Annotated in this window: 16 protein-coding genes, 1 tRNA gene and 1 pseudogene; 7 read left to right on the top strand and 11 right to left on the bottom strand. The window is 31.4% G+C overall.

What is annotated here, in order from left to right:
- Positions 1-34: 34 nt before the first annotated feature.
- The 3 genes from ybeY to ABD730_RS14230 form a co-directional block, all read right to left on the bottom strand.
- Positions 35-445, bottom strand: a complete 411-nt coding sequence (ybeY, locus tag ABD730_RS14240; protein WP_344715563.1) for an rRNA maturation RNase YbeY — start codon at positions 443-445, stop codon at positions 35-37.
- Positions 446-1855 (bottom strand): hypothetical protein, encoded by a 1410-nt coding sequence (locus ABD730_RS14235; RefSeq protein ID WP_344715561.1) that lies wholly within the window; start codon positions 1853-1855, stop codon positions 446-448.
- A gap of 61 nt (positions 1856-1916) precedes the next feature.
- Positions 1917-5522: a DUF4175 family protein gene (locus ABD730_RS14230; protein WP_344715560.1), complete on the bottom strand. Its 3606-nt coding sequence runs from the start codon at positions 5520-5522 to the stop codon at positions 1917-1919.
- Positions 5523-6024: 502 nt separating this feature from the next.
- Here ABD730_RS14230 and gltX point away from each other — a divergent pair.
- Positions 6025-7539 (top strand): glutamate--tRNA ligase, encoded by a 1515-nt coding sequence (gltX, locus tag ABD730_RS14225; RefSeq protein WP_344715558.1) that lies wholly within the window; start codon positions 6025-6027, stop codon positions 7537-7539.
- A 46-nt stretch (positions 7540-7585) separates the two neighbouring features.
- Here the strand turns inward: gltX and ABD730_RS14220 are convergent, their stop codons facing one another.
- A complete protein-coding gene (locus tag ABD730_RS14220) occupies positions 7586-8263 on the bottom strand; it encodes a hypothetical protein (protein ID WP_344715556.1) in 678 nt (225 codons plus the stop codon).
- Between the two features lie 86 nt (positions 8264-8349).
- Here ABD730_RS14220 and ABD730_RS14215 point away from each other — a divergent pair, with 86 nt between their 5' ends.
- Positions 8350-9282 (top strand): SPFH domain-containing protein, encoded by a 933-nt coding sequence (locus tag ABD730_RS14215; protein ID WP_334468608.1) that lies wholly within the window; start codon positions 8350-8352, stop codon positions 9280-9282.
- Positions 9275-9790, top strand: a complete 516-nt coding sequence (locus ABD730_RS14210; RefSeq protein WP_344715555.1) for a hypothetical protein — start codon at positions 9275-9277, stop codon at positions 9788-9790. Before ABD730_RS14215 ends, ABD730_RS14210 begins: the two co-directional genes overlap by 8 nt.
- A 64-nt stretch (positions 9791-9854) precedes the next feature.
- On the opposite strand, the gene ABD730_RS14205 is transcribed toward ABD730_RS14210, so the two are convergent.
- The 3 genes from ABD730_RS14205 to ABD730_RS14195 all read right to left on the bottom strand — a co-directional run bounded on the left by ABD730_RS14205 (position 9855) and on the right by ABD730_RS14195 (position 12720).
- Entirely contained in the window at positions 9855-10343 is a 489-nt protein-coding gene (locus ABD730_RS14205; protein ID WP_344715552.1) for a DUF1761 domain-containing protein, read from the bottom strand.
- A 94-nt stretch (positions 10344-10437) separates the two neighbouring features.
- Entirely contained in the window at positions 10438-10650 is a 213-nt protein-coding gene (locus ABD730_RS14200) for a hypothetical protein (RefSeq protein ID WP_252723660.1), read from the bottom strand.
- A gap of 60 nt (positions 10651-10710) precedes the next feature.
- Positions 10711-12720, bottom strand: a complete 2010-nt coding sequence (locus tag ABD730_RS14195) for a glutamine--tRNA ligase/YqeY domain fusion protein (protein WP_344715550.1) — start codon at positions 12718-12720, stop codon at positions 10711-10713.
- A 156-nt stretch (positions 12721-12876) separates the two neighbouring features.
- Here ABD730_RS14195 and ABD730_RS14190 point away from each other — a divergent pair, with 156 nt between their 5' ends.
- The 4 genes and pseudogenes from ABD730_RS14190 (at position 12877) to ABD730_RS14175 (ending at position 13655) form a co-directional block, all read left to right on the top strand.
- Positions 12877-12972 carry a zinc ribbon domain-containing protein gene (locus ABD730_RS14190; protein WP_334468603.1) on the top strand — a complete coding sequence of 32 codons (96 nt, stop codon included), beginning with the start codon at positions 12877-12879 and terminating at the stop codon, positions 12970-12972.
- A 47-nt stretch (positions 12973-13019) separates the two neighbouring features.
- Positions 13020-13076 (top strand): annotated as a pseudogene (locus ABD730_RS14185) (zinc ribbon domain-containing protein); the annotation flags it as partial.
- A gap of 51 nt (positions 13077-13127) precedes the next feature.
- Entirely contained in the window at positions 13128-13490 is a 363-nt protein-coding gene (gene folB, locus ABD730_RS14180) for a dihydroneopterin aldolase (RefSeq protein WP_334468601.1), read from the top strand.
- Between the two features lie 94 nt (positions 13491-13584).
- A tRNA-Cys gene (locus tag ABD730_RS14175) sits at positions 13585-13655 on the top strand.
- Between the two features lie 238 nt (positions 13656-13893).
- Here ABD730_RS14175 and ABD730_RS14170 read toward each other — a convergent pair.
- The 4 genes from ABD730_RS14170 to ABD730_RS14155 form a co-directional block, all read right to left on the bottom strand.
- A complete protein-coding gene (locus ABD730_RS14170) occupies positions 13894-14124 on the bottom strand; it encodes an ion channel (RefSeq protein WP_334468599.1) in 231 nt (76 codons plus the stop codon).
- A gap of 396 nt (positions 14125-14520) precedes the next feature.
- Complete coding sequence (locus ABD730_RS14165; protein WP_215926363.1) at positions 14521-15204, bottom strand: LysE family translocator; 684 nt, start codon at positions 15202-15204, stop codon at positions 14521-14523.
- 122 nt (positions 15205-15326) lie between these two features.
- Complete coding sequence (locus ABD730_RS14160; RefSeq protein WP_334468596.1) at positions 15327-15563, bottom strand: hypothetical protein; 237 nt, start codon at positions 15561-15563, stop codon at positions 15327-15329.
- Between the two features lie 2 nt (positions 15564-15565).
- Complete coding sequence (locus ABD730_RS14155; RefSeq protein ID WP_334468594.1) at positions 15566-15865, bottom strand: YbjQ family protein; 300 nt, start codon at positions 15863-15865, stop codon at positions 15566-15568.
- Positions 15866-15895 lie beyond the last annotated feature (30 nt).

Below are 15895 nucleotides of genomic sequence, written 5' to 3'. Positions count from 1 at the left end.
TTTGCGGCTGCAAATATACAATGAAAACACAAGTCTACTTTCGTTTGACTAAGTAGTAATCTTCTTTTGAACGCATAAGCTTTTCATCAGCTTCAGATTTATCCTTATAACCACAATAATGTAAAACACCATGAATCATAACACGCGCCATTTCTTCTTCAAAAGAAACTTTAAAATCTAAAGCATTTTCCTTGACTCTGTCTACTGATATATAAATTTCGCCATGTAGTTCTTTTCCCACGGAATAATCGAAACTAATAACGTCAGTTAAAGTGTCGTGATTTAGAAAATCTACATTCAATTTATGCAAATAATCATCAGAACAAAAAATGTAATTAATTTCTCCTTCTCTACAATCTTCTTCTAAAATGGTCTCTGAAATCCATTTAGAATAATTGGCTTCATCGTTTATGATAAACTCGGTTTCGTAATTAAAACTAATCATTTATAATGCTTTATTAATTATATTAAACGATTTGTTACGCTTATCATAAGCGATATATCGAAAATTATCTTGTGTAAATACAGTAGACGTATGCTTCAACTTTTTGTTATCATTTAAAGGCTTGATGTAGGTCTTTTTGTTTAAATAAGGGTATACACTTTCATCATTTTCATCTTCTACAATCTTACCTGCAAGATCTAAAGTAATTTCAAAAAAAGAATGCTCTTGTGCTACAAAAAAATAATCTACTGGTTCAGAAGGTCCAAAACTAGGAATAGAGTTCCGCATTTGTTGTTGATTAATCATTTGAAAATGCTGCATCTGTTGCATGTGCCATTGATGATGCCACCACCAATTATAGTGGTAATTGTATAGGTTTTTATTTACAAAATCGAACCTTACCTTTAATTTACCATTCTTAGTACTATTTATAGTAACTGTAGGTTCATTAAACTTCTTAGAAGCGTTTTTAACAAAGTCTTTAATACTTTTAAATCCTTCTGCATGCTTTGTCGGTTTAACCTCTAAAATATTTACAGATGAATTATACGCATCATTAAGACCAAAAACATTTAATTGCCCTTCTTCTTTACCGATTTTAAGTTGGTATAATTTATCGTTATTTATATAAGATGTACTTTTCTTTATTTTACTATCCTTGGTTTTACCACCAAAGGTTTTAAATTGAGCACTAACTTCATTGTCTTGATTAAGGGGGATCTGAAGAGCATTAGTTGTTGCTTCTTTAGTATTTTCTTCAGTAATAATAACTTTATCACCATCGCTATAAGCTCTAAAAGTACTTATAGAGCCGTTAGAAACAAATTCATCGTTGTTTATAGCCTCAACACTATTTTCTGAAAGCGACGCTAAGAATTCAGCCGAAGAAGCGTCAGAACTCACCGTAATGGTCTGTACTGTATTTGCATCTTTAGCCTCTATAATTCTTACACTTTTCTTATCTGAAAATACAATTAAGTTTTTATCCTTTTTTCTAATTAATGCTTTAAAATCTTCCGTTGCTATATTATCTGATTTAACATAATTACCTGAAATTAAATCAACATCAATAATATTTATAAATTCAGAACTACCAACTTTAGATTGCGTGAGTAATGACAATTTATCTTTGGCATTGTGAAAAGATAGGATTACAGGCTGTTTATCAAATGAAAAGGTTTTTAGTTTAACAATGTGATTGTCTTTAAACAGATAAGGAATAACATCATAGTCTTTGGTATCTCCATTTTTAGCTATAATTAAATGAAAACTATCATTACCAACTGTATTACCTGAAAACGTACTTTCTACTTTATACTTTTCATCAATTTCAATTTTATTTACAGGATCATAGCTGGGATGATTAGCAAAAGAACAAACCGAAATAAAAAACGCCATTAATATTTTCATGTCTAAACGATGTTAGAATTATTACTTTGTACTGAAAATTACAGGAAAGCATTAAATCATATTATTCAGTATCCTTCTTAAAATACTCTCTGATTTTTTTCTTAAAATGATTTTGCAAAGGTAATGCTTGACGATTTAACATTTCAGTAGTATTAAAATATTGTTTTGCCGTAGGAATTTGACTCGGATTATTTTGATTGAATTCTTCTTTATTTGTTTCAGATTTACGTTTGGTATCTTGACCTTGCATAAACGTTGCATTCTCCATTTTTAATAATTGGTGTTGTACATCCATCATTTTTTGAAGCGTCTGTCTTGTAAACCCTGTATTCAATAAATCGAGTTCAATATCTTCCATTTGCTTAATTAATTGTCCTGCAGATTCAATTTTTCCTTCCTTGGCTAATTTATCTTCTAATGCCTGTCGTAATAACTGTTGTTTCTGATAAATTTTAAATAGTTCTCCATTTTGTTCTTCACTTCCTCCTTCACCATAACCATCGTTTTTCTCTCCTTCTCCATCACCATCTGTACCATCACCTCCATTTTTACCGTTTTTTCCACCTTTACCATTCTTGCCACCTTCTTTTTGTCCACTTTGGTTACCTTCCCCTTTTTGCTGACCATTTTCTCCGGCTTTACCACCTTTACCACCTTTTCCTTGCTCTTGGCCGCTTTGTCCATTCTCTCCACTCTTTCCATCTTGTCCATCTTTTCCAGCTTTACCTTGTTCACCTGGCTTTTCTCCTTCTCCCTCTTTTCCTTCCTTACCATCTTTACCAGGTTTTTCACCTTCTTTTCCTTCCTCTCCCTCTTTACCTTCTTCACCTTTCTTTACGCCTTCTTCCATTTCTTTATTAATCTCTTCCTGAGATTTAATGATATCTGGTAATTGTGAATCTCCTTCACCCTGTCCAGCTGACGGATTCATTTCCATTTCCATATCATCTAAAACATCACTCAAAAAACTCGCTAATTCATTGGTAGAAGTTACTGCGTATTGCTGTGCACCAACACCTGAGTATAATCTATTTTCTGAAAGTTGATCTAAGGCTTTATCAATATTAAAATAAACCTCAGTAATTTGTGAATTCACTTTTTCAGATATTTTAGGTTGTCTTAATGATAAAGCAAATAAACTATCGTCTATATGTTCAAAATGCTCTCTTAAATTACTTTGCTCAATGATGTACTTTCCGTAATTGTTATTATTAATACCAATACTCTCAAAAGTTTCCATAAGAGCTTCTTGGTCAAACGAATAAAGTAAAAGATTCTCTAATATTTGACGTAATGCATCTGCATCTTCAGATGCTTGGTCACCACCTCCTCCACCTCCAGCAGCTGCCATTTTTAGCATTTCGCTCATTTCTTTCATCTTCTTAGCAGCTTTCTTTTGCTTTTCTTTAGCCTTTTTTTGCTGCTCTTGAGCTTCTTTTTCTTGCGCTTTAGATTCGCTTTCTTCTTTTTTATCTAATGCTTCTTTGGCTTCTTTTTGGTCAAATTTAATTTCATCTTCTAAAAACTCATCTCTAGCAATCTTCATTGGTTTTTGAAGTTGTCTATCTTCACGCTTTAAATCTTCTAAATCTTTTTGAAGTTTATCAAACTCCTCATTCAATTTTTCTTGAGCTTCTTTTGTATTTTCTTTATCCTTTTCAGATAATTTTTCTTGCTTTTCAGATAGTTTTTCTAACGCACTAGAAACCTTTTCAGCTTTCTTCATCACATAAAAACGCTTGGTTAATTCCAATAGCTGTTTCATGCTACGCTTCTTATTCTTGTTTTGCTTGGCTAATTCTTCAAGCTTTTGTGTAAATTCTTCTTTATTAATTTTATCCTTTAATTTTTCAAGCTCTTTAAGTAATTCTTCGTCTTTCTTTAATTGTTCTTCATTCTCTTTTAAACGTTCCTTTAAATCTTCTTTAAATTGATCGTCTTTCTTTTCGTCCTTTTGAAATTCTTCTAAATTATCTTGTAGTTTTTTGTTGAAATTTTTCATCAACTGTTCCTGATTTTTCTGACGTTTTAGAAACTCTTCAAATTTCTTTTTGTCATTAAAATTGAGGCTTTCTTTTTCCTTTTGCGTTTTAGATAATTCTTCGAGCTTTTTATCTTGTTCTTTAAGTTTATCGAACGTTTTACTAATATCCTTTATCGTTTCGTTCTGCTCATTGAGCTGTTTTTGCTCTTCTTCGTCCTTTGTTAGTTTACGGTAACTGAATGTTGAACTTTTGGTGCGCTTGTAATTATGTAATGCATCGTTATCAAAAACCTCGAAATACAAATGGTAACTTACACCATCTTCTAAGTTGAATTGATTAGGAAACGCACTTACAAACTCACTAAAATTAGATTTAGAAATAGTGATGGATTCAACCATTTTATTAGACTCATCTTCGGTTGGATAATACACCAATTGTAATTTGGTTAAACCATAATCATCACTCACTTGACCATAGAAATACAAGCTTTGTTGATCTATTGAGTCTTTTTGAACCTTGATATTTATTTCTGGATAAATATCTTTAACCACATTAATATTGTAGGCTAAATTCTCGTAATCTTTTAAATCATCGTTGCTTGTTGTGATGCTGTAATTATAGTTTTTATAAAGGCGTTTTGAGGCTTCAAAATTACCATTTTGGCTTGGTTTAAAACTCAGAGTATCTTCTGCATAAATTTGAACTCCTGTGGTTGATTTTGTTTTTGCTCTCCAGGTCACATTTGTACCTTCTGGAATCACAGCAGAACCTGTACTTTTTAAAACCTCATCTTGCTTTTTAGTATGTGCAGGATAATCTAAAACCATATCAAAATTAACCAGATTTGGTGTTTTAACTACATTTAACTTATAAGGCTTTGATGTTACTTCATTTGCTGATAAGGTAAACTCAACAGCTTCTTTAGGTAAATTGAATGTGTATTGAAATTCACCAGCAGCTATTTGTTGTAAAAAATACGATTGCCCATTAAATTTAATTTGTGCATTCTCAGGAATCACATTTCCTGCTGTTGAAACTTGTAACTTAAAATCTTTATTTTCAATAGCTTGAAGCGATTCATTCAATACAAAAAACTGAAAAGGTGCTGGTGGCTCGTATGCCGTTTTGTAATTAACAACACGTTCGTAACTATCACTAAACCAATTTATTTTTCCGGTAACAAACGACAACAATAAAATAGCAATAGGAATAGCTGCATATTTTAAATATTTGGTATTTGATTTAAAGTTAATCGCAGATTTAAAAGGAATGGGTTGTAACTCTTGAGACTTCTGCTCTATACTTGCTAATAGTAAATCCGATTGTTGAGGGCTTTGATTAAGTTGAAGTACATTTAATAATTTATCGTTCACTTCTGGAAAATGATTTCCTATAAGTTTTGAAGCCGTTTCAAAATTGATGCCTTGTCTTAATTTGAATAAATGTGACAACGGAATGGCTATAAACTTTACGAAGAGTGCTAATTCTACTGCGATAAACGTCCAAAATAATATCGTTCTAGCTGTTGGATTAAGCCATAACACATATTCTACGAATAATGTAATTATAAGATATAGTAAACCAATAGCGAAAAATAAGATAGCACCTTTTAGTAGTTCATTGGTGTAATACCTTTTAATGAATTGCTCTAGCTTTTGTTTTATGGTTTCGAAATTGCTCATTTAATATGTATTCTATTTTTTCTGTTCATTTTATTCGTCTATTTCTATTATATATAGATGAACTCATGATGTGCTTCGCAGTAGTCTTGATACAAAACGAACCAAAAAATCAAAACGATTTATTAGGAAATTGCAAGCACCATTCGCTGATACATTGATAATTCTATTTCACTTTAAACCTTATTTTTTCAATCCTTGATTTTATAGTTCAATAATGATTATTGCTCATTATTTCTGAAAATCGTTGCGTCCAACGCTGTCGGAACTAAAGGCACTAACAATCTATCAGTTACCTTTATTGGCCTCTAAAAATGCTAAACTACACTCTATATTACCTTTAACTGACTAAACTACAAATTTATTTTAATCGAAAATAGTTGAAAACTAATAAGATTCTGTTAATATAGAAGAATTTACTGTTAAATACGGTAAAACTTAACAAGTGCTTATTTTCTTTGTTCTAAAATTCTATCAAACTATCTTTGCGCTTTAATATACAATTATGTCTAAAAAAGTACGTGTGCGTTTTGCACCAAGTCCAACAGGACCATTACATATTGGTGGTGTAAGAACCGCTTTATTCAACTATTTATTTGCCAAAAAACATGGTGGTGATTTTGTTCTTAGAATTGAAGATACAGACCAAAACCGTTATGTTGAAGGTGCTGAAGATTACATTGTTAAATCATTAGTTTGGTGTGGCATTTCTTTTGATGAAGGCCCAAATAAAAACGAAAAATTTGGTCCTTACAGACAAAGCGAACGTAAAAATTTATACAAGCAATATGCTGATGAATTAATTGCCAATGGTAAAGCTTATTATGCTTTTGATACGGCTGAACAATTAGATGCAGAACGCAAAGGTCATGAAGCCGATGGTAAAACTTTTATCTATAACTGGCATAACCGTGAAAAAGGCCGTTTAGTAAACTCTTTGGTGTTAACTGAAGCAGAAACACAAGCTAAAATTGAAGCTGGTGACGATTATGTGATTCGTTTTAAATCTCCACAAGATGAAACCTTACATCTTACAGATATTATTCGTGGTAATATAAAAATTGACACCAATGTTTTAGACGATAAAATATTGTTTAAGAGTGATGGTATGCCAACCTATCACCTAGCCAATATTGTAGATGACCATTTAATGGAAATTACACACGTCATTCGTGGTGAAGAATGGTTACCATCTTTAGCATTACACCAATTATTATATAATGCCTTTGGTTGGGAAGCACCAGAATTTGCACATTTACCATTGATTTTAAAACCAACAGGAAAAGGAAAACTAAGCAAGCGTGATGGTGATAAGATGGGCTTTCCTGTATTTCCTTTAGAATATACAGCACCTGATGGAACCATTTCTAGAGGTTATAAAGAAGATGGCTATTTCCCTGAAGCTGTGGTTAATTTCTTAGCTTTTTTAGGGTGGAATCCTGGAACCGAACAAGAGTTATTTAGTTTAGAGCAATTAGTTGCTGATTTTGATTTAGCGAGAGTAAATAAAGCTGGTGCACGTTTTGATCCAGATAAAACCAAATGGTTTAATCATCAGTATATGCAACAGCAATTAGATTTAGATTTAGCTGAGCAGTTTAAAGCCATTAGACCCGAATTAGCAGACATTGATGTTAATTATATTGCTTTAAGTATTGGTTTAATAAAAGAGCGTGCAACGTTTGTTAATGATTTTTGGGACTTAAGTCATTTCTTTTTTACAGCTCCAACAGCTTACGATGAAAAGGCCTCTAAAAAAGCACTTAAAGAAGGAACCGCAGACATTATGACTAAAGTTATTGAGCTTGTTAATGCCACTGATGACTTTACAGTTGAAAACCTTCAGACCAATATTAAAGGTTGGATTACAGATAACGAGATTGGTTTTGGAAAAGTAATGATGCCTTTAAGACTCGCTTTAGTTGGTGCCTTACAAGGACCAGATGTTTTTGATATTATGTATATGATTGGGAAAACAGAAACGGTTAATCGTATTGAAGCTTTAGTAAAAAACATCTAAAAACAACTTCGATACGTCGTTTTGTTAATAACACATTTTAAAAAGTTTAAAAGGTAATCATAGCTGTTAAAGCTAATAGCGACTGGTTACCTTTAAATTTTTTGTTAGTTCCAATATCAAGGTCTTGCTTGTTTAAATTACCTAACATATTGGTAAAACCATACATATACTGCGCTCTAAGCAATAAACGTCTTACTCCTAAGGATAAACCAACAGCTCCATTAACATTAAAGTTTGAAATATCGCTTATATCTTCAGTTAATAAATTGTTGTAACCTTTAATAAAATATCCTTCTTTAGCTTCATCTTTAAGCTCTAACTCACTATTGTATTGTAACATAGGACCAACATCTAAGGTTAAATTATTACTTATAAGTTTTATATGAAATAAAAACGAAATGTTAGCAACAAATAGTTTGTACTCAACAAATTCTTCAGTTAAGTTTCCTAATGCTAACGCTTTAATATCTACATAATTTTCAGATAATTGAATGTTATAGCTCACATTATACCATCGATGCGGAATATCTACAGATGCTGACATTCCACCTATATAACCTGAATTTTTTTTAGTTTCAAAATTATCTGTTTGAATATCAAATTGGGTAATTCCACCTTGTAAACCAATGCCATTTTGAATTTTATAATTTTTGCGCTGAGCAAAACTATTTGTAACAAATGTTAAACAAATAAGTACTAATAAGAGAGATTGTATGTTTTTCATGCTATTTTTAAAGCTGATAGAGGCAAACCTAAGTAAAATAATTTACTTTTAGAGTCTCGTATTGTTTAACCTTAAAAAAACGTGCTATGGGTCAATTTATTTTCGTTCCAATTATATTCTTTGGACTTATCATTTTAGTTTCATCATTTTTTGTGGTGAAACAACAAACAGCAGCCATTATAGAGCGTTTTGGTAAATTTCACAGTATTAGACATTCTGGATTAAAACTTAAAATTCCGTTAGTAGATAAAATTGCTGGAAAATTAAGTTTAAAGATTCAACAATTAGATGTTATTATTGAGACTAAAACTTTGGATGATGTATTTGTAAAACTAAAAGTTTCTGTGCAATACAAAGTTGTAACGGAAAGTGTTTATGATGCTTTTTATAAACTCGATTATCCACATGAACAGATTACGAGTTATGTCTTTGATGTGGTACGTGCTGAAGTACCAAAAATGAAATTAGATGATGTCTTTGTTAAAAAAGACGATATTGCCTTAGCGGTAAAAGCAGAATTAAATGATGCAATGATGGACTATGGGTTTGACATTATTAGAACTTTAGTTACCGATATTGATCCTGATCCACAAGTAAAAATAGCAATGAATCGTATTAATGCTGCCGATAGAGAAAAAACTGCTGCACAATATGAAGGTGATGCGCAACGTATTTTAATTGTAGAAAAAGCAAAAGCAGAAGCAGAAAGTAAGCGCTTACAAGGTCAAGGTATTGCAGACCAGCGTCGTGAAATTGCTCGAGGATTAGAAGAATCTGTAGATGTTTTAAATAGAGTTGGTATTAACTCACAAGAAGCTTCTGCACTAATTGTTGTTACCCAACATTACGATACATTACAAGCTATTGGACAAGAAACCAATAGTAACTTAATATTATTACCTAATTCACCACAAGCAGGAAGTCAAATGCTAAACGATATGGTTGCTAGTTTTACTGCAAGTAACCAAATTGGTGAAGCCATGAAAGCCGCTAAAAACAAAAAAAAGAACGATGAATAAATTAAAAAAATTAATGCTATTGGTTTTAATAGCTACAAGTGTAAATGTGTTTTCACAAACAAAAGCAGATGCTCTAAAGGATGCTAAAACAACTTCAAAAGCCACATTAGATATGGATTTTGAAACACTTCTCAATTATACACTTCCTTCTGTATTGGATATGATGGGAGGAAAAGATGCTGCTATGCAAGTTTTAAAAACAACTTTTGATGGTATGAAAGCACAAGGTTTTGTATTTGAAAAAGCTGATATCATTAGTGTTTCTGAAATTGTAAAAGAACAAGATCAATTTCGTTGTGTCGTTGAAGGTTATAATCAGATGAAAATGTCTGAACAACGTATTTCTTCTAAAAGCTATCTTTTAGGTATCTATAATGAAACTGGTAAACATTGGTGGTTTATTGAAGCAAAGCAACTTAAAAATAAGGCTTTAGCAGATAATATATTACCAAATTTTGAAACTGCACTAGACATCCCAGAAGATGATGTAAAAGTTGAAAAACTCTAAATAGAATATTATAACATAAAAAAACCTCTAAAATTATATTTAGAGGTTTTTTTATATTCACATATTACATACCGCAAATAATACTTCCCATAACTGCTAACGTTACAATCCAGTAACCAGAATTTATAAAAATATATTTTGCGCTTTTACGCTCAAATAAAGCGATAGTTCCTATAATTGGAAGTGCACCTAGTATTCCAAACATAGCTCCATGTAAGGCACCATGCTTAAACGTTCTAAATGTGTCTCCATAATCGGCCATAAACGCTTCAAAAGATGGTTTTGCTAATTCTGGCTCTGCTCCTACCATACTTAAAGCTCCCCATTGATGATTAGTAAATTGCATTAATAAAAAACTCAACATAGTAGCAAACACTAGTGTTAAGCCAAAAATAGTTGCAATATTTCCACTTTTTATACGCTCTTCTGTCATTCCAGATTCTCGCATCCAAGCGATTCCGAATCCAAATTTTGGGTTATACCATAAAGCACCTACAAATAAAGCAGCTACTGCTGCAATTGGAATAGCGATTGGGTTAATTGGTAATTCCATGAATTTTAATGTGTTAGTTAGAATTTAAATGTACAAAAAAACCTCATAAGTTTGATTTATGAGGTTTCTAATAAAGTTAAAATAATATAAAGTGCTAATGTCCTTCTTCTTTATATTTATCTCGAATTTCTTTTAATTCATTTAAATAATTTTTCAAATCTTCTTCATTGATACTTGCTGTACCATTAGCCCCTTGAGGCAATGTACTTCTAGTTTCATCTAAATGTTTTTGAAGTTCAGGATAATTGTCTTCAATGTCTCTTGTAACTGTTGAAAGTTCAGTAAGTAATTTTTGTGATATATTCATAATTGTATGGTATATCCCTAAATTTATGAATATTAAGACAAAATATCTCTCAAAAAAATGTTAAATTTCAGAAGCTTCAGCAACTAACACCTCATTTTTATCCGCTTTAGCCTTCTCAATAAACTCGTTAATTGCATCATTTCGCTCTAAGCCATTTTTAAGCAACTCTTTTAACGCAATTAAAACTGCGATACGAGTACCTGCTTTTTTTACTGCAGTGCCAAATAAAGGCTCTAAATCATCGTAAGAAACATCTTTAGCTAGCTCTTGTATTTCAGATTTAACTTTTAACTGCTTTTCTTCAGATAAATTGGTATATTTTTTTCCAAACTGTTGAATTACACTAATTGCCGAACGTTTTTGTTGTTGCGGTTTTGCTTTATTCTGATTTTGATTATTCTGAGGTTTTGGTTTTTGCTTTGCCCAACTATCTCTTAATCCTACAGTTTTATTAAATACCAATTTTTCAGCTGTAGAATCATCATCAACATTAAAATAACCTAAACGTTGAAACTGAAACTGCTCTCCTACTTCAACTGTTGCTAAACTTGGTTCTAAATAACCTGTTTTAATGGTTAAAGATTTCGGATTTATAAATTCCATAAAATCTTTGTCTTTATCACTATCAGGAGATTCATGACTAAACAAACGATCATACTCTCTAATTTCGGCTATAATAGCATGCTTTATAGACACCCAATGTAAAGTTCCTTTAACCTTTTTAGATGTATCTTCATCATAGGTACAATGCACTTCAAGAATAGCTCCATTTTGATCTTTTACCACATCATTCGCTTTAATGATATAAGCATTTTTTAATCGGACTTCTCCTCCAAGTTTTAACCTAAAATACTTGTTTCCGGCTTCTTCTTTAAAATCGTCTCGTTCTATATAAACTTCTCTAGAAAATGGTACTTTTCTATAGCCTGCTGAATCATCTTCTTGATTATTTTCAGCTTCTAACCATTCCTCTTTATCTTCAGGATAATTAGTGATCACTACTTTTATAGGATCTAAAACCGCCATTACACGATTGGCTGTTTTGTTTAAATCTTCGCGAATACAGAATTCTAAAAGCGAGACATCAATGACATTTTCGCGTTTAGCTACACCAACTTTTTCTATAAATTTTCTAATAGAATTTGGGGTATAACCTCTGCGACGTAAACCTGAAATCGTAGGCATTCGCGGATCATCCCAACCAGACACAATACCTTCTTCTACTAATTTAAGTAATTTACGCTTACTCATTATAGTATAACTAAGGTTAAGACGTGCAAATTCGCGTTGTTTAGGTAACATTGGAAGCGTATCTGAAGCATAGTTATAGATATGCTCTTTAAACCAGTTATAAAGTTCTCTATGTGGCTTAAATTCTAAAGAACACAAACTGTGAGATACTTGCTCTATATAATCGCTTTCTCCATGTGTCCAATCGTACATAGGATAAATACACCAATCATTACCTGTACGGTGATGATGTTTCTTTAAAACACGATACATAATAGGATCACGCATTAACATGTTAGGATGTTGCATGTCTATTTTTGCACGCAGAATATGTGCACCTTCTTCAAACTCACCATTTTTCATACGTTCAAAAAGGTCTAAATTTTCTTCAACAGAACGATTTCTGTATGGACCATCTACACCAGGTTGTGTTGGTGTCCCTTTTTGTTCTGCCATAGCTTCAGACGACTGGCTATCTACATAGGCCTTTCCATCTTTAATTAATTGTACAGCCCAATCGTATAATTGTTGAAAATAATCTGAAGAATACAATTCATTTTCCCATTGATAACCTAACCAAGCAACATCCTTTTTAATAGCATCTACATATTCTTGTTCTTCTTTGGCAGGATTGGTATCATCGAACCTTAAATTTACAGGTGCGTTGTACTTCTCTCCTAACCCAAAACTAATACCAATAGCTTTGGTATGACCAATGTGTAAATACCCATTTGGCTCTGGTGGAAAACGAAAGCGCAATTTATCTTTTGACAAACCGTTGGCTAAATCTTCTTCTATAATATGCTCAATAAAATTGAGTGACTTTATTTCTTCTGACATTATTTTAGGTGTTAGCTGTTAAGTATTAGCTGTTAGGTAAAACCCTTATACAGCTACAATTCTCAACATCATTATTCTAGGTGGTAAAATTAAACAAATTGTAACATTAATTTATGTTTTTATAATGATAGTATAAATCAAAAATCTAATACCATTATGAATTACAAATGTCCGAAATGTCATAATACTATTTGTACAGTAGAGCAATTGAAAAGCACTGGTGACACGTTTTCAAAGATCTTTGATATTTAAAACAAAAATTTACATCTGTTACTTGTAAAAAGTGCACGTATACTGAATTCTATAAAGCTAAAACTGGTGCATTGAGTAATATTTTTGATTTGTTTACGAATTAGAAAAGCGTAAAGACTGCTTCGCTCTATTATCTTTTATATTATTTTTGCTTTATGGGAATTATAAAAGTTGAAAATATAAGAGTATTTGCTAATCATGGCTGTTTAAAAGAAGAAACCGCTATTGGTAGTGATTACAGAGTAGATATTGAAGTAAAGGCTAATTTACAAACCTCCGCAGCATCTGATGAATTGAATGATACTGTAGATTATGTATTACTGAATAAAATTGTGAGGGAAGAAATGGCTAAACCATCTAAGCTTTTAGAAACGGTTGCTAAGCGTATTTTGAATCGTGTTTTTAATGAAGAAGCATTAATTACCAAAGCTACAGTTGCTGTGAGTAAAATTAATCCGCCAATAGGTGGTGACGTTGAAATGGTTACAATAAAAATGAGCCAGAAGCGAAAAAAGTAAAGCTATTTAGGCTAAAACATATATAATTTTTATATTTGCGCTCTCGTTAAATCAAATTTAAATTGATGAGATTCCTTTTTCAAAGGAAAAAAAGGGTGTCGTGGCCGAGTGGCTAGGCAGTGGTCTGCAACACCATCTACAGCGGTTCGAATCCGCTCGACACCTCAAAAAGCTTCTAAGTTTTCTTAGAAGCTTTTTTTATTTTTAAATTTTAAAAAAATTTAGATTAATAGATACGCGATTCGAATCCTAACCTTTAGTGACCTCAAAAAGCCTTCTATTTATGTTGAGACGTTTCTATTTATAATTTAGTAGGAAACTTAGATTAATAGATACGAGGTTCGAATTCTAACGTTTTAATGACCTCAAAACACCTTCAACTTCTATAAGGTGTTTTACTAATCTAACTTAATATTTGAGAGATTAAAGTCACACTGAATAAGGTTAGAAAGATCCAACCAATAAAGCCTTCTACTATGGCTAAATATCTACCGATTCCTTTAATAGGAATTTCCCCAAAACCTAAGGTTGTAAATGAATTAATACTAAGCGTTAGCGCATTAAACAGGATAGATAGTACTTTTATGAGTAAATACCCAAGTATTAGGACTCCTATTAAAAAACTATAAACCATCCTTTTGAAGGATGATAGCTCATGCCAGCTATTTTTTACAACATTAAGATAGTTCCAAAACGATAATTTAATTTCTATGAGTTTCGTTTGAGTGTTTATAAATAACAGCGAAAAAATGAAAATACTTTAGGTACATGATTGCTATTCTTAACTAATGCTGCTTTTGTGTTGGCATTTTGAAGTAGCTTATTTTCATCGATTTCATACGCTTTAATAATAGTAGCATCTGATGTAAAATAATTGATGGATTGTGTGATGCCTTTATTATATCTATTGAGGTTAATTTTATTCCAAGAATTAGTAGAAAACAGAAATACAATGGCGTTGAATTTACTAATAATATTATAAAATAGCTTTAGTACTTATTTTATACACCAACAAAATCTGTGGAAATGCTTAATCTATAGGATTAACCTTTTCAATTTGTTCCATACTTTTCTCATAAAGCTCGGGAAATAAGCCTTGACTTAGAAGTATAATACCAAAAATTAAAATAATTAGAGATACAATTTTTTTAGTCTTAAAAATACGTCTAGGTGTTAATTTACTTTTTAAACGTTTTGCAGCTGCAATCTTAAAAAGATCTGCTAAAAAATAAGACACTAACATGGTTACAATAAATATGGTAACTCCATTATCTGAAGTTGTAATAGATGTCCCAATAACAATAAAACCTAACCAACCTAACAGTACACCAATATTAATAAAATTGAGCAGAAAACCTTTAATAAAAAGCTTACCATAATCTTTCTTTGGAAGTACAATTTTGTGATGTTCTCTAACTATAGATCGGAATGATTTTGAAGTTTTTACAAAACTAATGAGTCCGTAAATAACTAATAAAGTTCCTCCAAAAACCAATAATTTTGGATCGTCTTTTATTTTATCTAAAAGGGTATCTGTACTTTTAAAAATAACGAGGATAAAAACAATATCTGCAAAAATAACACCAAGATCAAATACAATAGCGCTTCTAAACCCCTTAGTAACACTGGTTTCTAATAAAACAAAAAACACAGGACCAATGGTAAAGGCTAAGATTATTCCGAAGGGAATGGCTGTTAAGATATCGTCTAACATGTAAAACTTGCGGTTTACACAAATGTAAGAAACTCAACTGATATTACATACGTTTTTAGTCCATCACCTTGTAAAACGGTATAAATGGTTAAACGAAAAATATAGGAAGGTGCTTAAATATTTTATTTCAAGACAATTACCTTATTACTAAATATCCATTTCAATTGAATTTCATCACCAGAACGCTTTCTTACAATACGTCTTTGTGGTGATAAAATTAAAGTTAATATAGCCGAAATAGCTGTTAATAAATAGATGTTAATATCTTCGAATAGCATTTGAATTCCAAACCTTAAAATTAAATAAGTGATTAAGAATATTAGGAAAACATAAATACTAGCTTTTGTACTTGTTTGCATAATTAAACGGCAACTTTTACAGCAGTTCCTGTTACAGAAACCATAGCATAATTACTTGCTGTGAGTTCAATTTCTATTTTTATTCCAACAACTGCATTGGCTTTTAGTTTTGCAGCATTATTTTGTAAACTTTGAAATGCTTCTTCTTTTACAGTTTCTATGTTATTTTGCAGTTTGGTATAATACTTAGACATACTAAAACCCATTGAAATAGCTTCTTTATTAATTGCAACTCCTGTTACTATGCCTAAGTAATCTATTATGTTATGGTTTTCTATTGAATTGGTTGTGGTCAGGATCATAATTTGAATATTTTTCTTAATAGTACGTTT

This window comes from Winogradskyella damuponensis, from assembly GCF_039538385.1.
Classification (GTDB): Bacteria; Bacteroidota; Bacteroidia; order Flavobacteriales; family Flavobacteriaceae; genus Winogradskyella; species Winogradskyella damuponensis.
The sequence above is the reverse complement of the archived record's forward strand: the minus strand, read 5'-3'. Positions and strand labels throughout refer to the sequence as shown.